This window comes from Burkholderia sp. ZZQ-2, from assembly GCF_050768715.1.
GTDB lineage: Bacteria > Pseudomonadota > Gammaproteobacteria > Burkholderiales > Burkholderiaceae > Burkholderia > Burkholderia cepacia.
This window is the reverse complement of record NZ_LDVA01000091.1, coordinates 1-24,324: the sequence shown is the minus strand read 5'-3', so window position 1 is coordinate 24,324 and position 24,324 is coordinate 1. Positions and strand designations below refer to the sequence as shown.

At 66.7% G+C, this 24,324-nt stretch carries 19 protein-coding genes and 1 tRNA gene; 13 read left to right on the top strand and 7 right to left on the bottom strand.

The genetic code is table 11. From position 1 onward, the window contains the following. The first annotated feature begins 50 nt into the window (after positions 1-50). The 4 genes from ABY44_RS04290 to ABY44_RS04275 all read left to right on the top strand — a co-directional run bounded on the left by ABY44_RS04290 (position 51) and on the right by ABY44_RS04275 (position 3,782). Positions 51-1,040 (top strand): beta-propeller fold lactonase family protein, encoded by a 990-nt coding sequence (locus tag ABY44_RS04290; RefSeq protein ID WP_027786950.1) that lies wholly within the window; start codon positions 51-53, stop codon positions 1,038-1,040. A 16-nt stretch (positions 1,041-1,056) separates the two neighbouring features. Further along, on the top strand, positions 1,057-2,031 hold the full coding sequence (locus ABY44_RS04285; protein WP_021157648.1) for a sterol desaturase family protein: 975 nt from the start codon (positions 1,057-1,059) through the stop codon (positions 2,029-2,031). 111 nt (positions 2,032-2,142) lie between these two features. After that, positions 2,143-2,970, top strand: a complete 828-nt coding sequence (locus tag ABY44_RS04280) for an EI24 domain-containing protein (protein ID WP_059699126.1) — start codon at positions 2,143-2,145, stop codon at positions 2,968-2,970. Further along, a complete protein-coding gene (locus ABY44_RS04275; RefSeq protein ID WP_021157650.1) occupies positions 2,967-3,782 on the top strand; it encodes a competence/damage-inducible protein A in 816 nt (271 codons plus the stop codon). The genes ABY44_RS04280 and ABY44_RS04275 overlap by 4 nt, the downstream gene beginning before the upstream one ends. 115 nt (positions 3,783-3,897) lie before the next feature. Here ABY44_RS04275 and ABY44_RS04270 read toward each other — a convergent pair whose 3' ends face one another. Continuing rightward, entirely contained in the window at positions 3,898-4,362 is a 465-nt protein-coding gene (locus tag ABY44_RS04270) for a rhodanese-like domain-containing protein (protein WP_027786952.1), read from the bottom strand. A gap of 407 nt (positions 4,363-4,769) precedes the next feature. Here ABY44_RS04270 and glnA point away from each other — a divergent pair, with 407 nt between their 5' ends. The 4 genes from glnA (at position 4,770) to ABY44_RS04250 (ending at position 11,250) form a co-directional block, all read left to right on the top strand. Then, a complete protein-coding gene (glnA, locus tag ABY44_RS04265; protein WP_017331833.1) occupies positions 4,770-6,185 on the top strand; it encodes a type I glutamate--ammonia ligase in 1,416 nt (471 codons plus the stop codon). Positions 6,186-6,345: 160 nt separating this feature from the next. Next, entirely contained in the window at positions 6,346-7,488 is a 1,143-nt protein-coding gene (glnL, locus tag ABY44_RS04260; RefSeq protein WP_021157653.1) for a nitrogen regulation protein NR(II), read from the top strand. A gap of 46 nt (positions 7,489-7,534) precedes the next feature. After that, entirely contained in the window at positions 7,535-9,052 is a 1,518-nt protein-coding gene (gene ntrC, locus ABY44_RS04255; protein WP_021157654.1) for a nitrogen regulation protein NR(I), read from the top strand. Positions 9,053-9,141: 89 nt separating this feature from the next. Beyond that, complete coding sequence (locus tag ABY44_RS04250) at positions 9,142-11,250, top strand: prolyl oligopeptidase family serine peptidase (protein WP_060169987.1); 2,109 nt, start codon at positions 9,142-9,144, stop codon at positions 11,248-11,250. 19 nt (positions 11,251-11,269) lie between these two features. Here the strand turns inward: ABY44_RS04250 and xth are convergent, their stop codons facing one another. Then, positions 11,270-12,046 (bottom strand): exodeoxyribonuclease III, encoded by a 777-nt coding sequence (gene xth, locus ABY44_RS04245; protein WP_048024087.1) that lies wholly within the window; start codon positions 12,044-12,046, stop codon positions 11,270-11,272. A gap of 183 nt (positions 12,047-12,229) precedes the next feature. On the opposite strand from xth, the gene ABY44_RS04240 reads away from it, so the two are divergent. Beyond that, positions 12,230-12,306: transfer RNA gene (locus ABY44_RS04240), tRNA-Met, on the top strand. A gap of 98 nt (positions 12,307-12,404) precedes the next feature. On the opposite strand, the gene ABY44_RS04235 is transcribed toward ABY44_RS04240, so the two are convergent. Further along, the gene (locus tag ABY44_RS04235) at positions 12,405-13,097 is read right to left on the bottom strand and encodes an aspartate/glutamate racemase family protein (protein ID WP_060169985.1); all 693 of its coding nucleotides are present in this window, start codon (positions 13,095-13,097) and stop codon (positions 12,405-12,407) included. 136 nt (positions 13,098-13,233) lie between these two features. Here ABY44_RS04235 and dinB point away from each other — a divergent pair, with 136 nt between their 5' ends. Further along, complete coding sequence (dinB, locus tag ABY44_RS04230) at positions 13,234-14,427, top strand: DNA polymerase IV (protein WP_060169983.1); 1,194 nt, start codon at positions 13,234-13,236, stop codon at positions 14,425-14,427. 61 nt (positions 14,428-14,488) lie between these two features. Here dinB and ABY44_RS04225 read toward each other — a convergent pair whose 3' ends face one another. Continuing rightward, positions 14,489-16,576 carry a M3 family metallopeptidase gene (locus tag ABY44_RS04225; RefSeq protein WP_027786957.1) on the bottom strand — a complete coding sequence of 696 codons (2,088 nt, stop codon included), beginning with the start codon at positions 16,574-16,576 and terminating at the stop codon, positions 14,489-14,491. A 237-nt stretch (positions 16,577-16,813) separates the two neighbouring features. Continuing rightward, positions 16,814-17,674 (bottom strand): bifunctional methylenetetrahydrofolate dehydrogenase/methenyltetrahydrofolate cyclohydrolase FolD, encoded by an 861-nt coding sequence (folD, locus tag ABY44_RS04220; RefSeq protein WP_027786958.1) that lies wholly within the window; start codon positions 17,672-17,674, stop codon positions 16,814-16,816. Here folD and ABY44_RS04215 point away from each other — a divergent pair. Then, positions 17,673-17,867, top strand: coding sequence for a hypothetical protein (locus ABY44_RS04215; protein WP_027786959.1), 195 nt, complete (start codon positions 17,673-17,675; stop codon positions 17,865-17,867). The two genes, folD and ABY44_RS04215, sit on opposite strands and share 2 nt — an antisense overlap. Positions 17,868-17,918: 51 nt before the next feature. Here ABY44_RS04215 and fixJ read toward each other — a convergent pair whose 3' ends face one another. Both fixJ and fixL read right to left on the bottom strand, forming a co-directional pair. Next, entirely contained in the window at positions 17,919-18,557 is a 639-nt protein-coding gene (fixJ, locus tag ABY44_RS04210) for an oxygen response regulator transcription factor FixJ (RefSeq protein ID WP_006493245.1), read from the bottom strand. Next, on the bottom strand, positions 18,554-21,070 hold the full coding sequence (gene fixL / locus ABY44_RS04205; RefSeq protein ID WP_027786960.1) for an oxygen sensor histidine kinase FixL: 2,517 nt from the start codon (positions 21,068-21,070) through the stop codon (positions 18,554-18,556). The genes fixJ and fixL overlap by 4 nt, the downstream gene beginning before the upstream one ends. A 273-nt stretch (positions 21,071-21,343) precedes the next feature. Between fixL and aceE the strand changes: the two genes are divergently transcribed. Both aceE and ABY44_RS04195 read left to right on the top strand, forming a co-directional pair. Next, positions 21,344-24,040 (top strand): pyruvate dehydrogenase (acetyl-transferring), homodimeric type, encoded by a 2,697-nt coding sequence (gene aceE, locus ABY44_RS04200; protein WP_027786961.1) that lies wholly within the window; start codon positions 21,344-21,346, stop codon positions 24,038-24,040. 68 nt (positions 24,041-24,108) lie between these two features. Further along, positions 24,109-24,324, top strand: a 216-nt coding sequence (locus ABY44_RS04195) for a biotin/lipoyl-containing protein (RefSeq protein WP_304502887.1), incomplete at its 3' end; no start/stop codon positions are given.

The following is a 24,324-nucleotide window of genomic DNA, read 5'->3' as shown; positions in this document are numbered from 1 at the left end:
GGGCCGGTTGAACGTTTTACAATGACGGTTGTTCCACGACGTGAGTCTTCATGCGCACTTTCCTTTCCCTCGGCCGCACGCTCGCGCTGGCCGCCGCCGTGCTGGCGCCCGCCGCCCACGCGAATAACGTGATCATCCTCAATTCGGCCGAAGCGACGCTTTCCCTGATCGACCAGCAGACCCGTCAGGTCGTCGGCACGATGCCGACCGGCAAGGAACCGCACCATCTGATGGCAACGCCCGACAATTCGTCGCTGATCGTTGCAAATTCGGTCTCGAACAGCCTGATGTTCCTCGATCCGAAGACGGGCAAGCTGCAGCGCACCGTCGAAGGGATCGACGATCCTTACCAGCTCGGTTTCTCGCCCGACCGCAAGTGGTTCGCGGCCGCCGGCCTGCGCCTCGACCGCGTCGACATCTACGGCTACGACGGCCGCGACCTGAAGCTCGTGAAGCGCGTGCCGCTCGAAGTCATGCCGAGCCACCTCGCGTTCACGAAGGACAGCAAGACGCTGCTCGTGTCGCTGCAGGTGTCCGGCGAGATCGCGGCGATCGACCTGCCGACGCAGACGGTCAAGTGGAAGATGAAGGTCGGCAAGGTGCCGGCCGGCCTGTGGCTCACGCCGGACGACAAGTACCTGCTCGTCGGGATGACGGGCGCGGATTACGTCGCGGTGGTCGACTGGCGCAACCAGAAGGTCGTCAAGCAGATCTATACCGGCAAGGGCGCGCACAACTTCCGTTCGCTCGCCGACGGCACGCACGTCGCCGTGACGAACCGGGTCGCGAACACGATCAGCATCATCGACGAGAACACGCTCACCAACGTCGGCGACATCACCGGCCTGCTGCCGGGTCCGGACGACATGGAGCTGTCCGCCGACAAGAAGACGCTGTGGGTGACGTTCCGCTTCGCGAAGAAGGTCGGGATCATCGACCTGGCGTCGCGCAAGCTGGTGCAGACGATCGCCGTCGGCCGTTCGCCGCACGGGATCTACTTCTACGACCGCGCGCCGTGGCGCGCCGCGAACGGCGCGTGACGGGCGGGGGAGAACGATGCTGCACCTGATCGATGCGTTCGTATCGGACATCCAGACCTGGCTGTACGTCGACGTCGTGCAGCCGCTCCTCTTCAAGTTCAACCTGATGGACTACGACGAGGACACCTACGACGCGCTGTACTGGGTGATCGTCGGCGCGCTGCAGATGGTGCTGATGTTCGTGCTGCTGCGCCCGCTCGAGGCGCTGCGGCCCGTCGAGCGCTGGACGAACCGCCGTGCCGTGCGGGTCGACGTGATCTACACCGCGATCGCGAAGCTCGGCATCTATTCGCTGTTCTTCTTCTTCGCGCTGCAGCCGCTGTTCGACAACTTCCAGGCGTGGCTGCGCCTGCACGGGGTCGCGAACGTCAACCTCGACTACCTGTGGCCGGGCGTGACCTCGAAGCCGATCGTCGCGTTCGCGATCTATCTCGTCGTGCTCGACTTCGCCGGCTACTGGTATCACCGCTGGCAGCACAAGTTCGGCGTCTGGTGGGAGCTGCACGCCGTGCATCACAGCCAGCGCCAGATGTCGCTGTGGTGCGACGACCGCAACCACGTGCTCGACGACGTGATCCAGTCGTGCTTCTTCGCGGCGATCGCGCTCGTGATCGGCGTGACGCCGTCGCAGTTCGTCGTGCTGACCGCGTTCACCAACTTCATGCAGAGCATTCAGCACACGAACGCGCGCCTGTCGTTCGGCTGGCTCGGCGAGCGCCTGTTCGTGAGCCCGATCTTCCACCGGCGCCACCACGCGGTCGGCTACGGCCACGAAGGCACGAAGTACGGCTGCAACTTCGGCGTGCTGTTCCCGTGGTGGGACATGATGTTCGGCACCGCGTCGTGGAACCGCACGGTCGAGCCGACCGGCATCCGCGACCAGGTCGAGGGCGTGTCCTACGGCGAAGGCTTCTGGGCGCAGCACGGCCTCGCGTTCGTGCGGATCTTCCGGCGCCTGTTCCCCGCCAAGCGCGGCGCGGCGTCGGCCTGATCCGGCCATTCCCACGTTGAGCGGCTCTCCCACGCGGCCCGCATGTGCTTTGGCGCATGCGGGCCGCGTGGTTTATCCTTTCCCCGTTTTTCTCCGTCGATACAGGCTCGCATGAACGACTTGCTGCGTTCCTTCGTCCGGGCATTCGCGAGCGCACTGCATCCGCGCATGCTCTGGCTCACCCTGATGCCGTTTCTTGTCTCGGCCGTCCTGTGGGGCGTCGTGCTGTGGTTCTCGTGGCAGACGCTGCTGGACCTCGCACGCGGCGCGCTCGACGGCTTCGTGCTGACGGCCCTGCTGTACCGCGCGTTCGACGCGATCGGCATGTCGCAGCTGCATGCGGTCGTCGCGCCGTTCGTGGTCGTGTCGCTCGCGATTCCGCTGATCGTGCTGACCGTGCTGCTGCTGATCGCGACGATTTCGATGCCGGTCGTGATCAAGCACCTGTCGAACCGGCAGTTCGCGGCGCTCGAGCCGAAGCGGGGCGGCACCTTCTTCGGCAGCGTGTTCAATTCGCTGTGGGCGGCGCTGGCCGGTGTCGTCGTGCTGGTCGTCACGATCCCGCTGTGGCTGATTCCACCGTTTTTCGCGCTGCTGCCGCCCGTGATCTGGGGCTGGCTCACGTACCGCGTGATGACCTACGACGCGCTCGCGCTGCACGCGAGCCGCGACGAGCGCCGGGCGCTCGTGCGCCGGCACCGCTGGCCGCTGATCGGCATCGGCGTCGCGACCGGGCTGCTCGGCACCGTGCCGACCTTCGTGTGGGTATCGTCGGTCTGGATGATGGTGCTGTTCCCGTTCGTCGCGGCGGCCATGATCTGGGTTTACGCTTTCATCCTCGTCTTCTCGGCGCTGTGGTTCGGGCATTATTGCCTGCGCGCGCTGGAGGACCTGCGTGCGAGTTCGCGCGCCACCGCAATCGACATGGGGCAGGCATGAGCATCGGCATCATCATCATCGGCGACGAAATCCTTTCGGGCCGCCGGCAGGACAAGCATCTGGCGAAGGTCATCGAGCTGCTCGGCGCACGCGGCCTCGCGCTCGACTGGGCCGAATACGTCGGCGACGATCCGGCGCGCATCACGGCGACGCTCGCACGCGCGATCGCATCGGGCGACATCGTGTTCTCGACGGGCGGGATCGGCGCGACGCCGGACGACCACACGCGCCAGTGCGCGGCCGCCGCGCTCGGCGTGACGCTCGAGCTGCACCCGGAAGCGAAGGTGCTGATTTCGGAGCGGATCCGCGAAACCCACACCGACCCGGCCACGCCGGTCGATTTCGATTCTCCGGAGAACCAGCACCGCTTCAACATGGGCGTGTTTCCGGTGGGCGCGACGATCATCCCGAACGGCTACAACCGGATTCCCGGTTTCTCGGTCGGCGACCTGCACTTCGTGCCGGGTTTCCCGGTGATGGCGTGGCCGATGATCGAATGGGTGCTCGATACGAAGTACGCACACCTGCATCACGCGACGCCGCACGCGGAGCGTTCGCTGTACGTGTTCGAGCTGCCGGAATCGACGCTCACGCCGTTGATGGAGCGCATCGAGCGCGATTTCCCGGGCGTGCGCGTGTTCAGCCTGCCGAGCGTGGGTGATGCGGAGCGTGGCGGGATCTTCGCGCGCCGTCACATCGACCTCGGCGTGAAGGGCGAGCCGGAAGCGGTCGCGGCCGCGTACGTGAAGCTGCGCGAGGGCGTGCACCTGCTCGGCGGCGACGTCGTCGAAGCCGAGGCGTCGCGCGCCTGAGCGGCGCGCCAGCCGGCCGCACAAAAACCACGGGCCGCGCAACGCGGCCCGTCATCGGCATGTCATCGCCCGGCTCGACGATGAGGCTGTCGTCACCGGCGGGCGCAGCGCGCCGTCAGGCGCCGATCCACGGCAGTTTCCGGAAGCACCAGCCGTCGACCGTCTTGCGGTGGCCTTCGGCGTCCTTCGCGCCCTCGAAGCCTTCGAGCAGGTCGAACGCCTTCGTGAAGCCGGCCTGCGTGGAGGCGACCGCGGCGAGCTTCGAGCGCGCGGCGCTGCGGCACAGGAACAGGATGGGGGTATCGGCCGGGAGGGCCGCTTTCAGTTCGTTGACGAATTCGGCGTTCGGCACGCCGCCCGGGTAGCGCGTCCATTCGAGGTGCAGGTACTGGCCGTCGCCGACGAGCGGGCGGCCGATCCAGTCGAGTTCGGCGCGGGTGCGCACGTCGACGAGGCGCGCCGACGGATCGAGCTGCAGCAGTTCGAAGGCTTCGGCCGGCAGCAGCGCCCCGGCGTAGTTGAGCGCGCCTTGGGCGCGGCGTTCGTCGGCCTTCGCGTAAAGCTGGTCGAGCGTACTCATGGCAGGGAGTCTCCGTATCGGTCAAGCGAGCATTCTAGCGCGGCGTCGCGGTACGGATGACCGCGTGCGGTGCGGTGCACGCGTGGCCCACGCACTCACCAAAAAAGTGCAGAATGGCACGCATGCACCAGAATGATTCCTTGGTTGCGGCGGGCTGCCGGAATTGCACCATTGCGGTGCTTTCGGCGAGCGACCAGTGCGGCGCAAGGCCCCGGAATCGCGCAGCCCGGCCCTGTCGTGGCGAGCCCCGGCGCGATTTGCGCCCGTCGTTCGCAAAGGTGGCACGGAAGCTGCTATATAGAATTCGGTCGAATCGGGGCGCGCTGCGCCAAAGCAAGACCCCGGTCAGCTCGATAAACGAGGCGGTTCCCAGTCCGCCGGAATTGTTCTAATCAGGAGAAGAGGTTATGAGTAAAACCGTCGCCGACGTCATGCAGCTCGTGAAGGACGAGGACGTCAAGTTTGTCGATTTCCGCTTCACGGATACGCGCGGCAAGGAGCAGCACGTGTCGGTGCCGGTTTCGGCGTTTGACGAAGACAAGTTCGAAAGCGGCCATGCATTCGACGGCTCGTCGATCGCCGGCTGGAAGGGCATCGAGGCGTCGGACATGCTGCTCATGCCGGACCCGAGCGCCGCTTTCGTCGACCCGTTCTATGAAGAGTCGACCCTCGTGCTGACCTGCGACGTGGTCGAGCCGGCCGACGGCAAGGGCTACGAGCGCGATCCGCGTTCGCTCGCGAAGCGCGGCGAAGCGTATCTGAAGAGCACGGGCATCGGCGACACGGCCTACTTCGGTCCGGAACCGGAATTCTTCATTTTCGACTCGGTCCAGTGGAACACGGACATGTCGGGCTGCTTCGTGAAGATCAACTCGGAAGAAGCGCCGTGGTCGGCAGGCAAGGAATTCGAAGGCGGCAACACGGGCCACCGTCCGGGCACGAAGGGCGGCTACTTCCCGGTCGCACCGGTCGACACGTTCCAGGACATGCGTTCGGAAATGTGCCTGCTGCTCGAACAGCTCGGCATTCCGGTCGAAGTGCACCACCACGAAGTGGCGGGCCAGGGCCAGAACGAAATCGGCACGAAGTTCTCGACGCTGGTTCAGCGCGCCGACTGGACGCAATGGTCGAAGTACATCATCCACAACGTCGCGCACTCGTACGGCAAGACGGCGACGTTCATGCCGAAGCCGGTCGTCGGCGACAACGGTTCGGGCATGCACGTTCACCAGTCGATCTGGAAGGACGGCCAGAACCTGTTCGCGGGCAACGGCTACGCCGGCCTGTCGGAACTGGCGCTGTTCTACATCGGCGGCATCATCAAGCACGCCCGTGCACTGAACGCGATCACGAACCCGACGACGAACTCGTACAAGCGTCTGGTCCCGCACTTCGAAGCACCGGTCAAGCTCGCGTACTCGGCGCGCAACCGTTCGGCATCGATCCGCATTCCGCACGTGTCGAACCCGAAAGGCCGCCGTATCGAAACGCGCTTCCCGGATCCGATGGCGAACCCGTACCTGTGCTTCACGGCGCTGATGATGGCCGGCCTCGACGGGATCCAGAACAAGATCCATCCGGGTGAAGCAGCGGACAAGAACCTGTACGACCTGCCGCCGGAAGAGGATGCAAAGATCCCGACCGTCTGCGCGGGCCTCGACCAGGCACTCGAAGCGCTCGACAAGGATCGCGAGTTCCTGACGCGCGGCGGCGTGTTCACGGACGGCATGATCGACGCGTACCTCGCGCTGAAGGAGCAGGAGCTGGCGAAGTTCCGCATGACGACGCACCCGATCGAGTTCGAGATGTACTACTCGCTGTAATCGGCGATGGCGCTTCGATTCAGCGCCGTTTTGCCGGTTCGTTCCCGCCGCGCGGTTGGCGGCGGGGGCGGCGGAGTCTGAAAGGGGCGGCGTTCAGCCGTCCCTTTTTTGTTCCGGTGATTTTCCCTTTCTGGCCCGTTGAGGCGCGACAAGCACGCAGATGGTTCTGAAGAATCTGATCAAGGCGAAAACGGGGCAGCCCGAGCGACTGACGGACGACGAGCGGCTCGCACGCTCGGGCCTGCTGGCAGGGCTGGAAGCGCTGCCGACGGTCGTGCTCGTGCTCGACCGCAAGACGCTGCGGATCGCGTTCGCGAACCCCTCCGCGGAGGCGATGCTCGACATCTCGCGCCGGCAGCTCGCGCAGCGGCCGTGGGGCGAGATCTTTCCGAACGCGAACGAACTGGCGTCGACGATCACCGCGATCGGCGAGGAGCGCTTTCACGCGACGCACCTCGATACCGTGCTCGACCGGCCCGGCCGCGAACCGCTGCACGTGCACGCGATCGTCGGCTTCCTCGAGACCGCGCCCGATTTCGTGCTCGTCGAGCTGTTCGAGAACGAACGGCAGTCGCGCACCGATCGCGAGGAGCGCATCCACGACCTGACCGCGGTCAACAAGCAGCTGATCCGCAACCTCGCGCACGAGATCAAGAATCCGCTCGGCGGCATTCGCGGCGCGGCCCAGCTGCTCGAATTCGAACTCGGCGAGCGCGAGCGCGGCGAGTTGCGCGAATACACGCAGGTGATCATCAAGGAGTCCGACCGCCTGCAGACGCTCGTCGACCGGTTGCTGGAGCCGCACCGGCATCCGCACATCGTCGGCGACGTGAACATTCATGAAGTATGCGAACGCGTGCGCGCGGTGATGCTCGCGGAATTCCCGCGCGGGCTCACGATCGAGCGCGACTACGACGTGAGCGTGCCGGACCTGCGCGGCGACAAGGAGCAACTGATCCAGGCGCTGCTCAACATCGTGCGCAACGCGGCGCAGGCGCTGCGCGAACGGATCGCGCAGGGCGACGCGAAGATCGAGTTGCGCACGCGCATCGCGCGCAAGGTGACGATCGCGAAGCGCCTGTACCGGCTGGCACTGGACTTGCACGTGATCGACAACGGACCCGGCATCCCGGAAGACATCCGCGACCGGATCTTCTACCCGCTCGTGTCCGGGCGCGACGACGGCAGCGGCCTCGGCCTGACGCTCGCGCAGACGTTCGTGCAGCAGCACGACGGGACGATCGAGGTCGAAAGCCGGCCCGGACGTACCGAATTTCAGATCCTGCTGCCGCTCGATCATTGAGCGACGGCATGGCGATTCACCGGATTCACCAATATCTGACCGACCTATGAAGCCGATCTGGATAGTAGACGACGACCAATCGATCCGCTGGGTGCTTGAAAAGGCGCTCGCCCGGGACAGCTTCGCGACGAAGAGCTTCGCGAACGTGCGCGACGCGCTGGCCGCGCTCGACCACGAGACGCCGCAGGTGCTCGTATCCGACATCCGGATGCCGGGCGGCTCGGGCCTCGAGTTGCTGCAGGCGATGCACGAGCGCCTGCCGGGCCTGCCCGTCATCATCATGACGGCGTTCTCCGATCTCGACAGCGCCGTCGCGGCGTTCCAGGGCGGCGCGTTCGAATATCTTGCGAAGCCGTTCGACGTCGACAAGGCGGTCGAGCTGATCCGCCGCGCCGTCGAGGAAAGCCTGCGCGGCGGCGTGCCGCAGGACGAGCGCGTGGCCGAGGCGCCCGAGATGCTGGGCCAGGCGCCCGCGATGCAGGACATGTTCCGCGCGATCGGCCGCCTGTCGCACTCGGCCGCGACCGTGCTGATCACCGGCGAATCGGGCACCGGCAAGGAGCTCGTCGCGCGTGCGCTGCACCGTCACAGCCCGCGCGCGAACGGGCCGTTCATCGCGCTGAACACCGCGGCGATCCCGAAGGACCTGCTCGAATCCGAGCTGTTCGGTCATGAGCGCGGCGCGTTCACCGGCGCGCAGTCGACGCGGCAGGGCCGCTTCGAGCAGGCCGAGAACGGCACGCTGTTCCTCGACGAAATCGGCGACATGCCGTTCGACCTGCAGACGCGCCTGTTGCGCGTGCTGTCGGACGGGCAGTTCTATCGGGTCGGCGGGCACAACCCGCTGCGCGCGAACGTGCGCGTGATCGCCGCGACGCACCAGAACCTCGAATCGCGCGTGCGGCAGGGCCTGTTCCGCGAAGACCTTTACCACCGGCTCAACGTGATCCGGCTGCGGCTGCCGCCGCTGCGCGAGCGCAGCGAGGACATCGCGCTGCTCACGCGCCACTTCCTGCAGAAGAGCGCGCGCGATCTCGGCGTCGAGCCGAAACGCGTGTCCGACGAGGCGCTGGCCTACCTGACGTCGCTCGCGTTTCCCGGCAACGTGCGCCAGCTCGAGAACCTCGCGAACTGGCTGACCGTGATGGCGCCCGCGCAGACGGTCGAGATCAAGGACCTGCCGCCCGACCTCGTGCCGGCCGGCGCGCCGGTCGTCGCTGCAGGCGAAGGTGCGGGCACGCACGTCGGTGGTGGCGATACGGCACTCTCGGCACCGGTGACGGGCACGGCGCCGGTGGCGTCCGCGCCTGTCGCGGCCGCGCCGAACGGCAGCGCGCCGGCCGGCTATCCGGTGTGGGAGCATGGTTTGCGCACCGAGGTTGCACGGCTGTTGCGCGAGAATTCGGCCGACGTGATGGACGAACTCGCACGCCGCTTCGAGGCGGCCGTGATCCGCGAGGCGCTCGACTTCACGCGCGGTCGCAAGGTCGAGGCCGCGGAGCGCCTCGGCATCGGCCGCAACACGATCACGCGCAAGATCCAGGAACTCCATCTGGAGCCCTGAGCACGAATTGCGGCATGCGCGGGCATCGCGCATGCCGCGATCGGACATAATCGCGGTTTGCACGCCGTTTGCCATTCCGCCCATCCGCAATGTCCGATTCCTTCCGCTGGCCCGCCGGGGCCGACCCGTTCCGTTTCCTCGAAGCGCTCGACAGCAAGCGCGCCCGCACGTGGGTCGACGAGCAGAACGCGCGCACGCGCGCCGCGCTGCGTGACGACGATGCCTATCGCGCGCTCACGGCGCGCCTCGCGAAAGCGTACCTGCCGCGCGAACGCCCGGTGATTCCAACCCGCTGGCGCGACTGGGCCTACGACCTGTGGCAGGACGATCTCCATCCGAAGGGGCTGTGGCGCCGCACGCGCTGGGACGACTGGCGTGCAGGCCGGCCGGCGTGGGAAACGCTGCTCGACGTCGATGCGCTCGGCGCGGAGGAGGGCGAATCGTGGGTGTTCGAGCAGGATGCGATCCTGTACCCGGACGGCGATCGCGCGCTGCTGTCGCTGTCGCCGGGCGGTGCCGACGCGGTCGTCGTGCGCGAATTCGATCTCGTCGAACGTCGTTTCGTCGACGGCGGCTTCACGATCGACGAGCCGGGGCATCACACGGTCGGCTGGATCGATCGCGATACCGTCTACGTGAGCTGGGATCGCGGCGACGCGCATGCCACCGCGGCCGGCTATCCGTATGAAGCGCGGCGCTGGGTGCGCGGCACCGCGCTTGCCGATGCGCCGGTCGTCTTCAGCGGCGAACCCGACGACATCAGCGCGGGCGCGGGGTTCGATCCGATCGACAACCGCCACGTCGCGTGGCGCAGCGTCGACTTCTTCGACGCGCATGCGTACCGGCTGACCGATGCGGGCGAGTGGGCGCGCTACGACGTGCCGCCCCATGTCGAGGTCGGGTTCTGGGAAGGCTGGCTCATGCTGGAGCCGCGCCTCGACTGGGATTGCGGCGGCGTGCGCCATGCGGGCGGCTCGCTGCTGGCGATCCGCGAGCAGGCGTTCCTGGCCGGGTCGCGTGAACTCACGACACTGTTCGCGCCGCAGCCGACGACGTCCGCGTGCACGTGGACGCACACGCGCACGACGCTGATCGCGAGCTGGCTCGACGACGTGCACAACCGCACGCTGCTGTGGCAACCGCGACAGGTCGACGACGGTACGTGGACATGGGATGCGCGGCCGTTCGAGTGGGCGGGCGACGCGCAGATCGACGTCGAGCCCGTCGAGGCGACGCTGAACGACGAGGTGTACGTCGACGTCGACACCTATCTCGATCCGCCCGAATGCTGGCTGGCGGATCTGGCCGACCGCGCGGACGATGCGTCGTCGCGCCGCGTGCTGCTCGACCGGCCGCCGGTGCAGTTCGACGCGACGGGGCTCGTCGTGCGCCGCGCGAGCGCGCGCTCGCAAGACGGCACGATGGTGCCGTACACGCTGATCGGGCCGCGCGATGCACTCGATCCGGGCGAAGGCGCCACGCGCGTCGCGCGGCCGTGTTTGTTGTCGGGCTACGGCGGTTTTGCGATCCCGAACCTGCCGGGCTACAGCGACGCGTTCGGCATCGGGTGGCTCGAGCGCGGCGGCGTGATGGCGTTCGCGCACATCCGCGGCGGCGGCGAGTTCGGGCCGCGCTGGCACGTCGACGCGCAGCGCGAACACCGCCAGCGCTCGTTCGACGATTTCATCGCGGTGGCCGAGGACCTGGCCGCGACCGGCGTGACGAGCGCCGCGCAGCTCGGCATCGAGGGCGGCAGCAACGGCGGGCTGCTGGTTGCCGCGTGCATGGTGCAGCGGCCGGAGCTGTTCGGCGCGGTGCTCTGCCGCGTGCCGCTGCTCGACATGCGGCGCTATCCGAAGCTGCACGCGGGCGCCGCGTGGCTCGACGAATACGGCGACCCGGACGATCCGCACGAGGGTGCGGCGCTGGCCGCGTATTCGCCGTATCACCGCGTGCGTGAAGGCGTCGCGTATCCGCCGTTACTGCTGACGACGTCGACGCGCGACGACCGCGTGCATCCCGCGCATGCGCGCAAGATGGCCGCGCGCATGCATGCGCTCGGTCACGAACGGGTGTGGTATTGGGAGAACACCGACGGCGGCCACGGCAGCGCCGACGATCTGGAACGCGCGGAAGCCGACGCGGCGGAATTCGGGTTCCTGTGGGCCCATCTCGGGCCGGCGCCCGCGCGGCGCTGAACGCGCGCGGGCTGCCCGGTCAGCCGACGACCGCGACCACGGGCGTGTGGTCGGACGGCTGTTCCCACGTGCGCGGCGTGCGATCGACCTCGCACGACGTGCAGGTTTGCGCGAGCGCCGGCGACAGCAGCACGTGGTCGATGCGCAGCCCCGCGTTGCGGCGGAACGCCATCATCCGGTAGTCCCACCACGTGAAGGTCTTCTCCGGCTGTTCGAAGCGGCGGAACGCATCGACGAAGCCGAGTTCGATCAGTTGCGCGAAGTGGGCGCGCTCCTGCGGCGACACGAGGTTCTGGCCTTCCCATTTCGCGGGGTCGTGCACGTCGCGGTCTTCCGGCGCGATGTTGTAGTCGCCGAGCAGCGCGAGCTTCGGGTAGCGCTGCAGCTCGGTGCGCAGCCACGCCTGCAGCGCGTCGAGCCATTGCATCTTGTAGACGAACTTGTCCGAGTCGGGCGCCTGGCCGTTCGGGAAATACGCGGACACGATGCGCACGCCGTCGACCGTCGCGGCGATCACGCGCTGCTGGGGATCGTCGAAGCCCGGAATGTTGCGCACGACGTCCGATTCGTCGACGGACAGCGTGTCGCGCGCGAGGATCGCGACGCCGTTGTAGGTCTTCTGGCCCGTGAACCAGCTGCGGTAGCCGGCGGCTTCAAGATCGGCGCGCGGGAATTTCTCGTCCGGCAGCTTCAGTTCCTGCAGGCACAGCACGTCGGTGCCGCTTTGCGCGAGCCAGTCGAGTACGTGCTGTTTGCGGACGTTGAGCGAGTTGACGTTCCAGGTGGCGATTTTCATGAACGGGAGTGTGCGTGCGGGGTAAATGCGAAGGCCGCCATCTTACCGCGAGCACGCGGTGCGAACGCGCCCGTCGTGCGGGGCGGGGGCGGTGCCTCGCACCGCCGTCACGGGGAATCGGGAAGAAATTGTGACAAAAGTATTGACGTGAGTACTTCCTCACCCTATAATTTACTTCTCTGACGCGGGGTGGAGCAGTCTGGCAGCTCGTCGGGCTCATAACCCGAAGGTCGTAGGTTCAAATCCTACCCCCGCAACCAAGCACACCAGACGATGTGCAGCGCATATGACCGATGCGCGCTTCGTCGACAAGAACCCGGCTCCATGCCGGGTTTTTTGTTTTCTGCGCGCGGCGCCGCTATCGTGCCGCCCACTCGACCGCCGCCTTCGCATGCAGCGCGGTCGTATCGAACACCGGCAGCGGCGAGTCGTCCGCGCCGATCAGCAGCGTGATTTCCGTGCAACCGAGGATCACCGCCTGGGCGCCGCGCGTCGCCAGTTCCTCGATGATCGTCACGTACGTTGCGCGCGATTCCGGCGCGATGATGCCGTGGCACAGCTCGTCGTAGATGATCCGGTGCACGTCGTCGCGCCCGCGTTCGTCCGGCACGAGCACCTCCATGCCGAACCTGTCGCGCAACCGCTCCGCGTAGAACGGCAACTCCATCGTGTAGCGCGTGCCCAGCAGCGCGACGCGCTCGATGCCCGCATCGCGCAGCGCGGCGCCGGTCGGATCGGCGATGTGCAGGAACGGCAGCGTCACCGCGGCTTCGATCGCGGCGTGGACGCGATGCATCGTATTGGTCGTCAGCACGACAAGATCGGCGCCGGCCGCTTCGAGCTGCCGCGCGGCGCTCGCCATCCGCTCGCCGAGCGCGGCCCAGTCGTGCGTGCGCTGCAGTGCTTCGATCTCCGCGAAATCGACCGTGACCAGCACGCTTTTCGCGTTGTGATGTCCGCCGTGCAGCGCCTTCGAATGGCGATTGATCATCCGGTAGTACTCGGCCGACGATTCCCAGCTCATCCCGCCGATCAGTCCGATCGTCTTCATCCGTCACCTTTGCGTTTCGTGTATTGCGGCAGACGAGTATAGGCGCCGCTGCCCGCGCCGGCCGGTACGATCCGCGCAAAGCGGGCCGGTACGGCACAGCCGGGCGCGACCGCACGCGACAGTTGAAACCGGCACTGTGTTTTTGTACAGTATCGGCACCGTGAACCCGACCATCATTCCGCCTGCCGATCTGCACGCGCCGCCGCCGGGCGACGTGCTGCCGCGCATGCGCAAGATCATTCATTGCGATTGCGACTGCTTCTACGCGTCGGTCGAGATGCGCGACGACCCGTCGCTGCGCAACCGGCCGCTCGCGGTCGGCGGCCGGCCCGACCAGCGCGGCGTGATCGCGACCTGCAACTACGAGGCGCGGCGCTACGGCGTGCATTCGGCGATGTCGTCGGCGCTGGCGATGCGCAAGTGTCCGGACCTGCTGATCCTGCCGTCCGCGATGGACAAGTACCGCGCGGCATCGCGGCAGATCATGGCGATCTATCGCGACTACACGCCCGACGTCGAGCCGCTGTCGCTCGACGAGGCGTACCTCGACGTCAGCGGGTCGGAGCGGTGCCAGGGGAGTGCGACGCTGATTGCGCGGGAGATCCGTCAGCGCGTGCACGATACGGTCGGCGTGACCGTGTCGGCCGGCGTCGCGCCGAACAAGTTCATCGCGAAGATCGCGTCCGACTGGAACAAGCCCGACGGGCTGTTCGTCGTGCGGCCGCACGAGATCGACGCGTTCGTCGCGGCGCTGCCGGTGCGCAAGCTGCACGGCGTCGGCAAGGTGACGGCCTCGCGGCTCGACCGGCTCGGCATCCAGACCTGCGCGCAATTGCGCGACTGGCCGCTGATCGACCTGCACCGCGAATTCGGCGCGTTCGGGCGGCGGCTGTACGAATTGTCGCGCGGGATCGACGAGCGGCCGGTGCAGGCCGACCAGGAGCGCAAGTCGGTCAGCGTCGAGACGACCTACGTCACCGATCTGACGACGCTCGAGCAGTGCGCGGCAGAAATCCGCCGCCTCGTCGTGCAGCTCGACGCGCGTATCGCACGGGCGGGTGCCGCGCGGTCGATCCGCAAGCTGTACGTGAAGATCCGCTTCGCCGATTTCCAGCGGACGACGGTCGAGTGCGTGGCCGACGCGACGCATGCGGATACGGCCGTCACGCTGCTCGCGAAGGGGCTGCAACGGCGTGCGCAGGCGGTGCGGCTGCTCGGCGTCGGCGTGCGCATCGACGAGGATACCGCCGAGCGCCACGGGCAGTTCTCGCTGTTCGACGACGAAGCCGGTAACGCCGACGACGCAGCCGGCGAACTCCCGGCGCCATGAAAAAAAGGCACCGCCGCGGCGGTGCCTTTCGATGCAGCCGGACGAGCCGGACAGCGGGCGCTCAGTGCGCGGGTGCGGCCATCCCGTTGTGGCGCAGCAGCGCATCGATCTGCGGTTCGCGGCCGCGGAACGCCTTGAACGAATCCATCGCCGGGCGGCTGCCGCCGACCTCGAGGATTTCGCGGCGATAGCGCGTGCCGGTCGCCGCGTCGAGCACGCTGCCGCTCGCGGCGGCCGCTTCCTCGAACGCCGCGTACGCATCGGCCGACAGCACCTCGGCCCACTTGTAGCTGTAGTAGCCGGCCGCGTAGCCGCCCGCGAAGATGTGGCTGAACGTGTTCGGCCAGCGCGAGAACGCGGCTTGCGGGATCACGTGATAGCGTTCGTTGATCTCGCGCGCGAATGCGGTCACGCCGGTGGCGCCGGCCGGGTCGAAGTCGACGTGCAGCAGCATGTCGAACATCGAGAACACGATCTGGCGCAGCGTGCCGAGCCCGCTCTGGAAGTTCTTCGCGGCGATCATCTTGTCGAACAGCTCGCGCGGCAGCGCGGCGCCCGTATCGACGTGCGACGACATCGACGACAGCACGTCCCATTCCCAGCAGAAGTTTTCCATGAACTGCGACGGCAGCTCGACGGCATCCCATTCGACGCCGTTGATGCCCGACACGCCGAGCTCGTCGACGCGCGTGAGCATGTGGTGCAGCCCGTGGCCGAATTCATGGAACAGCGTGATGACTTCGTCGTGCGTGAAGCATGCGGGCTTGCCGCCGACCGGTGCCGAGAAGTTGCAGGTCAGGTACGCGACCGGCGTCTGCACGGTGCTGCCGCGCTTCGCGCGCGAACGCGCGTCGTCCATCCACGCGCCGCCGCGCTTGCCTTCGCGCGCGTACAGGTCGAGATAGAACTGCGCGACGAGCGAGCCGTCGCGGTTTTCGACGCGGAAGAAGCGCACGTCCTTGTGCCACACCGGCGCATCGTCCGGCTTGATCTGGACGCCGAACAGCGTCTCGGTGACGGTGAACAGGCCCTTCAGCGCGGCCGGCTCCGGGAAGTACTGCTTGACCTCGTTTTCCGAGAACGCGTAGCGCTGCTGGCGCAGCTTCTCGGCCGCGTATGCGACGTCCCACGGCGCGAGCTCGGCGAGGCCGAGTTCCTTCGCGGCGAACGTGCGCAGCTCGTCCCAGTCCTTGTCCGCGTGCGGGCGTGCGCGCGTCGCGAGATCCTCGAGGAACGCGATCACCTGCTGGGGCGATTCGGCCATCTTCGGCGCGAGCGACACTTCGGCGAAGTTGCGGTAGCCGAGCATCTGCGCCTCTTCGCGGCGCAGCTTCAGCGCATCGGCGACGATCGCCGTGTTGTCCCATTCGGCCTTGCCGTCGCCGTACTGCGGCCCGAGTTCCGACGCGCGCGTCGCATAGGCGCGGTAGAGCGTCTCGCGCAGCGCGCGGTTGTCGGCGTATTGCAGCACCGGGAAGTACGACGGGAAGTGCAGCGTGAATTTCCAGCCTTCCTTGCCGTCCTTCTGCGCGGCTTCGCGGGCGGCCTCGATCGCGTCGCCGGGCAGGCCGGCCAGTTCGGCGTCGTCCTGCACGATGTACGCGTACGCGTTGGTCGCGTCGAGCACGTGATCGGAGAAGGCCTTCGACAGCGCGGCCTGCTGTTCCTGCAGTTCGGCGAAGCGCGGCTTCTGGTCCTCGGGCAGCTCGGCGCCCGACAGGCGGAAATCGCGCAGCGCGTTGTCGAGAATCTTTTTGCGTTCGGTGGACAGCGTTGCGTATTCGGCACTCGCGGCGATCGCCTTGTACTTCTCGTACAGCGCGAGGTTCTGGCCGACGCTCGACCAGAATTCGGTCACGCGCGGCAGGTTTTCGCCGTAGGCGGCCCGCAATTCGGGCGTATCGGCGACCGCGTTCAGGTGGCCGACGATGCCCCACGCGCGACCGAGCGGCTCCGTCGCGTGCTCGACCGTCTCGACGACATCCGCCCAGGTTGCCGGCGTCGCGGCGGCGCTCGCCGTCTCGACCGCGCGGTTGGCGGCATCGAGCAGCGTGTCGAGCGCGGGCGTCACGTGTTCCGGGCGGATCTCGCCGAAGCGGGGCAGGCCCGAGAAGTCGAGAAGCGGGTTGGTGTTGGCGCTGGCGGACATAAGACTCCCTGTCTGTTGCCGGATGAACCGGAGTGAAAAGGGTAAGGCGCGCACGGCAGCGCGGCGCCCGATATCGACATTATTGGGGCGCATCGCGCGCTTTCCAATCGTTAGTTTCTAACGACGCGATTGGCGCGGGGTCGAATGCGGGATGGGGCAGCCGGCAAGGTGCGGCCGGCGAGGCGCGGCCGGCGAGGCGCCGGCGCGCGGAACCGCACGCCGGCTGAACGGGCAGGGTCAGGCGGCTGCGTCGGCCGCGCGCTCGGCGGCTTCGATCGTGTTGATCAGCAGCATCGTGATGGTCATCGGGCCGACGCCGCCCGGCACCGGCGTGATGTGGCCGGCCACTTCCTTCACGCCCGCGAAGTCGACGTCGCCGCACAGCTTGCCCGCATCGTCGCGGTTCATGCCGACGTCGATCACCGTCGCGCCGGGCTTCACCATGTCGGCGGTCAGGATGTTGCGCTTGCCGACCGCGGCGACCACGACATCGGCCTGCCGCGTATGCGCGGCGAGGTCACGCGTCTTGCTATGGCAGATCGTCACGGTCGCGCCGGCGTCGAGCAGCATCATCGCCATCGGCTTGCCGACGATGTTCGAGCGGCCGATCACGACCGCGTTCGCACCCTGCAGCGCGATGCCGTGCGCCTCGAACATCTTCATCACGCCGTACGGCGTGCACGGCCGGAACAGCGGCTTGCCGGTCATCAGCGCGCCGGCGTTCGCGATGTGGAAGCCGTCGACGTCCTTCTCCGGCGCGATCGCCTCGATCACCTTGTGGCTGTCGATGTGCGCGGGCAGCGGCAGCTGGACGAGGATGCCGTGGATCTTCGGGTCGCGGTTCAGCTCGTCGATGCGCGCGAGCAGGTCGGCTTCCGACAGCGTGGCCGGGTACGCATCCTTCAGCGAGAAGAAGCCGTTGTCCTCGCACGCCTTGATCTTGTTGCGCACGTAGACTTCGCTCGCCGGGTTGGCGCCGACGAGGATCACCGCGAGACCGGGCTGGTGGCCGCGTGCGGTCAGGGCGGCGGCGCGTTCGGCGGCCTGCGCGCGCAAGGTCTTCGAGAGGGCGTTGCCGTCGATGAGGAGGGCTGTCATGGTGGTGGTCCTGCCGGGAAGTTGGAATGCGGGCGTGCGGCACGCGAAGCGCCGCAGCAAAGCACGCAATTATACCGGTCGCCTGCCGTCGTCCGACAGTGAATACAAGGAAAGCGTCATGGCGCCGGTGCCGGCGCTCCGGGAGGAAGCGCCGGGATGCCGCGCGAGTGGGCCGCATCGCGCGGCGCGGTAGTGTCCGATGTGCGGCCGGCCGGGCAGGGCTGCCCGGAGCCGCGTGCGACGCTCAGGCCTGCTTCTTCGACAGCGCGAGGCGCAGCAGGTCCGCCACCGTATTGACGTTGAGCTTTTCCATGATGTTCGCGCGGTGCGCTTCGACCGTCTTGATGCTGATGCCGAGATCGTCGGCGATCTGCTTGTTCAGGCGGCCCGCGATGATCCGTTCGAGCACCTGCTGCTCGCGCGCGGTCAGCTTCGACAGGCGTTCGCTCGCGGCACGCTGCTCCTGGACGCTCTTGCTTTCGCTTCGGGCCTTGTCGAGCATCCGCTCGACGAGCTTGCGCAGCTCGGCTTCGTCGAACGGTTTCTCGATAAAGTCCATCGCACCCTTTTTCATCGTCGACACGGCCATCGGCACGTCGCCGTGACCCGTGACGAAGATGATCGGCAGCGCGGCATTGTCGGCGATCAGGCGCTCCTGCAGCTCGAGACCGCTCATGCCCGACATCCGCACGTCGAGGATCAGGCACGCGATCTGGCCGGCCTGCTGCGCCGGCTGGTACGCATCGAGGAACTGCTCGGCGCTCGAGAAGCATTGCACGCGATAGCCGTTCGCCTCCAGCAGCCAGCGCAGCGAGTCCCGTACGGCCTCGTCGTCGTCGACGACGAAGACGGTTTCCTGAGTGGTGGTGACAGGGCTATTCATAGTTCTCCCGTAACGGTATGTGATGCCGATGCCTCGCGCCCCCCTTGGCCGAGATCAGCGGGTTCCCCAATGGGCAGGCTGCAGTGGAACGTCGCGCCGGAAATGCGGCCATCCGGCTCGACGTTGTTGACCACCCACAGACGCCCCCGATGCGATTCGATGATCGAACGGCAGATGTTCAGCCCCATGCCCATGCCATCGGACTTGGTGCTGTAAAACGGTTCGAACAGGCGCTCGGCGGTCGCTTCGTCGACGCCCGGGCCCTGGTCGATCACGCGGATGTCGACGAATCCCGCCTCGATGTCGGCGATGACGCGGATCACGCCGTCCGCCGACGCCGGCTTCACGTCGGCCATCGCCTCGGCCGCGTTCTTCATCAGGTTCACGAGCACCTGCTCGATCAGCACGGGGTCGACATAAATAATAGGCATTCTTGCGAGGATTTCCGTGACGATCCGGATCCTGCGCTTCCTGGCCTCGATTTCAGCGAGCCCGACCGCGTCGGCGACGATGTCCGCGACCCGGGCCGGCTGGCGCTTCGGTTCGCTGCGCTTCACGAATTCGCGGATCCGCTTGACGATCATCCCGGCGCGCAGCGCCTGCTGCGCGGTCTTTTCCAGCGCGGGCTGCAGCGTCTCGGGCGTGCCGCGGCCGCTCTTCACGAGCGCAAGCGTTCCCGAGCAGTAGTTGTTGATCGCGGCGAGCGGCTGATTCAATTCGTGAGCAATCGACGACGCCATTTCACCCATCGTCATCAATCGGCTCGTGAACTGCAGCTTCTCTTCCTGCTGGTGCGCGAGCTCCTGCGCCTTCTTGCGGGTCGTGATGTCGGTCGCGATCTGCATCTGCGCGAGGTGGCCGTCGACCCACTGTATGTACTGGCGGCGCACCTCGAACCACTTCTGGATGCTCTCGACGTACACCTCCTGCGCATCGGCGGTGCTGCTCGTCAGCGCGGCGGCCGGCAGGCCCGCGAACGCGTCGACCATGTCGATCGAGTCGGACGATGCCTGCGCGCGGTCGAAGCCGCCGCCCGACAGCTCGAGATGGCCGTCCGGACGAATGCCGAACAGGTGGCGGTAATAGCGGTTCGCGAACAGCAGCTCGGCTTCGTCGGCGGCCAGCACCGACACCGCGGCGTCGAGGCTTTCGAGCACCGTCGTGAAGCGCTCGTGCGCGGCCGCGAGTTCCTCGCGTGCACGCTTCGGCTCGGTGATGTCGGTCATCGACGACATCCAGCCGGTCTGGCGGCCCGAACTGTCGATCAGCGGCGACACGTACAGGCGCGCATGGAACAGCGTGCCGTTCTTGCGCCGCACGCGCAGCTCGAAGCCCGAGCTCGGCGCCTTGCCGCGCAGCGTCATGTCGAGCTGGCGCTGCATTTCCGGGTAAGCGTCGCGCGGCCAGTACGGGAACGGCGCGACCTTGCCGACGAGGTCGGTTTCGTCCCAGCCCGTCATCCGGCAGAACGCGGGGTTCACGTGCGTGATGCGGCCGTGCATGTCGAGCACGCGCATGCCGATCAGCACCGAATTCTCCATCGCGCGGCGGAAGAACGCTTCCGCGTACAGCGCCTGCTGCGCCTCGAAGCGCTGGCGCGTGTGCTTCCACAGGCTCCAGAGGCTCCACAGCACGAAGCACGACAGGCCCGCCACGAGCCACACGAGCGTGTTGTTGGTGAGGTTCGTGAGCTGCGGGAATGCGTACACGCGCACGGTCAGCCCCTGGCCGGGCGGATCGAGCGGCAGGTCGTAGTGCGAGTCGCGCGGCAGGCGCGGGCGCGTCGACGTGGACGACAGCTCGCGGTTGTTCGCGTCGGTGATCGAGATCTTGTACTTCGACGACAGTTCCTGCGGGATGTCGTGCTTCAGGATGCCTTCGACCGAGAACACCGCGGCGATCGAGCCGAGGTACTCGCGGTCGCCGCGCATGACGGGCGTCTGCAGCGTGATGAAGCCGTTGCCGAAGTCGTCGTAGATCAGCGGCGAATAGGCCTGGCGGCGCGTGCTGCGCGCCTCGTCGTATGCGCCGCGCACGGCGTCCTGCATCTGCGCTTCGCCGGGCTTCGCGAGCCGCTGGCCGAGCAGCGGCGGATGCACGGTCGGCCAGCGCTGTACGCCGGGCGACGTGTACCAGTTCAGGTAGAGGATTTCCGGGTGCGTCTGCATCACGTCCGCGACGGCCATCTGGAACGCGTTCTGGTCGAGGCGGCCGGATGCGAGGTCGCGCGACAGTGCCTGGAGCTGTTCCTGCGCGCCCGTCATCGACAGGCGGATCTGCTGCTGCGCCCACGCGACGTTCCGGAAGAGGGTGTCTTCCTGCTGCTGCTGTTCGCGGCGGTTGAGGCTCCACAGGATGAGGCTCATCACCACCAGGAACACGAGGATCGACAGCAGTGGCGTCAGCAAATAGGAATTGGACCACCACGGTCCGTGGTGCCAACGGGACGGCTGCGACTCCGCCGGCGGGCCCGACGGTCGCGCCGAGCGTGCGAAAAGCCGATCGGTCAACATGGCAGGATTGTAGCGCAGCGCAATACATGGAAAACCTATACCGGATATGTTGAACGGAAACGGATTTGTTTCGCCGGGACGCGCCGGAGAGCCCCGAAATATGGGTGCAGCGCAGCAATATTCCGCATTGCGAGAAAAGATCTCACTATTCGAAAATTTTGTTGCGCAGGCCCGCGCACGCTCATTACAATCCGCTGGAGCTTGCCCGCAGCCGGTCGCGTCGCGTCGTCTGCACGAGAGCGATCCTCACATTCCAGGACCCAGGAGACGAGAATGTCCGCTGTACCGAACGAAGTGATGAAATATGTCGCCGCCGAACGTGACGACGACCCGCAAGAAACCGTCGAGTGGCTGGAGTCGCTCGATGGCGTGATCTCCTCCGTGGGCACCGGCCGCGCGCATTACCTGATCGAAAAGCAGATCGAGTTCGCCCGCATGCACGGCGAACACCTGCCGTTCTCCGCCAATACCCCGTACATCAACACGATCCCGGTCGAAGCCCAGGCGAAGATCCCTGGCGACCAGGACATCGAGCACCGCATCCGTTCGTACACGCGCTGGAACGCGCTGGCGATGGTGCTGCGTGCAGGCAAGGACACGAACGTCGGCGGCCACATCGCGTCGTTCGCGTCGGCCGCGACGCTCTATGACGTCGGCTACAACCATTTCTGGCACGCAGCGTCCGAGCAGCACGGCGGCGATCTCGTGTTCGTGCAGGGCCACTCGTCGCCGGGCGTCTACTCGCGCGCATTCCTGCTCGGCCGCCTGAAGGAAGAGCAGCTCGACAACTTCCGCCAGGAAGTCGACGGCAACGGCATTTCGTCGTACCCGCACCCGTGGCTGATGCCGGACTTCTGGCAGTTCCCGACCGTGTCGATGGGCCTCGGCCCGATCATGGCGATCTACCAGGCACGTTTCATGAAGTATCTGGAAGCGCGCGGCATCGCGAAGACGGAAGGCCGCAAGGTATGGGCATTCCTCGGCGACGGCGAGACGGACGAGCCGGAATCGCTCGGCGCGATCGGGATGGCGAGCCGCGAAAAGCTCGACAACCTCGTGTTCGTGATCAACTGCAACCTGCAGCGTCTCGACGGCCCGGTGCGCGGCAACGGCAAGATCATCCAGGAACTGGAATCGGAATTCCGCGGTGCCGGCTGGAACGTGATCAAGGTCATCTGGGGCAGCCGCTGGGATGCGCTGTTCGCACGCGACAAGACGGGCGCGCTGATGCGCCGCATGATGGAAGTCGTCGACGGCGAGTACCAGACGTACAAGTCGGAGTCGGGCGCGTTCGTGCGCGAGCACTTCTTCAACACGCCTGAACTGAAGGCGCTCGTCGCCGACTGGTCCGACGACGACATCTGGGCGCTGAACCGCGGCGGCCACGATCCGCACAAGATCTACGCGGCTTTCCACGAAGCCACGAACACGAAGGGTGCGCCGACCGTCATTCTCGCGAAGACCATCAAGGGCTACGGGATGGGCGAATCGGGCCAGGCGATGAACATCACGCACCAGCAGAAGAAGCTGCCGGTCGAGCAACTGAAGAAGTTCCGTGACCAGTTCCGCCTGCCGATCACCGACGAGCAGATCGCCGACGTGCCGTACCTGAAGTTCGAGGAAGGCTCGAAGGAACTCGAATACATGCGCAAGCAGCGCATGGATCTCGGCGGCTACCTGCCGCATCGCCGCGAGAAGGCGACGTCGCTGCCGGTGCCGGCGCTCGACGCGTTCGAACCGTTGCTGAAGGGCACGGGCGAGGGCCGCGAGATCTCGACGACGATGGCGTTCGTGCGGATCCTGAACATCCTGCTGAAGGACAAGGCGCTCGGCAAGCGCGTCGTGCCGATCGTCCCGGACGAATCGCGTACGTTCGGCATGGAAGGCCTGTTCCGCCAGATCGGTATCTGGAACCAGCAGGGCCAGAAGTACGTGCCTGAAGATTCCGACCAGCTGATGTTCTACAAGGAATCGGAGACCGGCCAGATCCTGCAGGAAGGCATCAACGAAGCGGGCGGCATGTGCGACTGGATCGCGGCGGCGACGTCGTATTCGACGCACGGCGAGATCATGGTGCCGTTCTACATCTTCTATTCGATGTTCGGCTTCCAGCGGATCGGCGACCTGGCATGGGCCGCGGGCGACATGCGTTCGCGCGGCTTCCTGCTCGGCGGTACCGCGGGCCGCACGACGCTGAACGGCGAAGGCCTGCAGCACGAAGACGGTCACTCGCTCCTGTGGGCGGCATCGGTGCCGAACTGCGTGAGCTACGACCCGACCTTCGGCTACGAGCTCGCGGTGATCGTCCAGGACGGCCTGCGCCGCATGGTGCAGGACCAGGAAGACGTGTACTACTACATCACGGTGATGAACGAGAACTACGAGCACCCGGCGATTCCGCAGGGCGAGCACGTGGCGGCCGACATCATCAAGGGCATGTACTCGTTCAAGAAGGCCGACGCCGACAAGAAGGCGCCGCGCGTTCAGCTGCTCGGCGCGGGCACGATCTTCAACGAAGTGATCGCTGCCGCCGACCTGCTGAAGAACGACTGGGGCGTCGCCGCCGACCTGTGGAGCGTGCCGAGCTTCACCGAGCTGGCGCGTGAAGGCCACCAGGTCGAGCGCTGGAACCTGCTCCATCCGACCGAGGAGCGTCGCCTGTCGCACGTGCAGAAGTGCCTGAAGGACACGCAGGGCCCGGTCATCGCGTCGACCGACTACGTCCGCGCGCTGGTCGACCAGATCCGCGGCCAGATCGATCGCCGCTTCGTCGTGCTGGGCACCGACGGTTTCGGCCGCTCGGATACCCGCGAGAAGCTGCGTCACTTCTTCGAAGTCGACCGTCACTGGGTCACCGTCGCCGCGCTCAACGCGCTGGCCGACGAGGGCACGATCGAGCGCAAGGTGGTCGCGGACGCGATCGCCAAGTACAACCTCGATCCGTCGAAGCCCAACCCGATGACCGTTTAACGCACACGCCGTGTGATGCCGCGCGCCGCTTCCGCGAGAAGCGCGCACGGCCATGGAGACAGAAACAGATGAGTCAAGCGATCGAAGTGAAGGTGCCGGATATCGGCGATTACAAGGACGTGCCGGTGATCGAGATCGGCGTGAAGGTCGGCGACACGGTCGAGCCGGAGCAGTCGCTCGTCACGCTCGAGTCGGACAAGGCGACGATGGACGTGCCGAGCCCGGTAGGCGGCGTCGTGAAGGAAATCAAGGTCAAGGTGGGCGATTCCGTGTCGGAAGGCTCG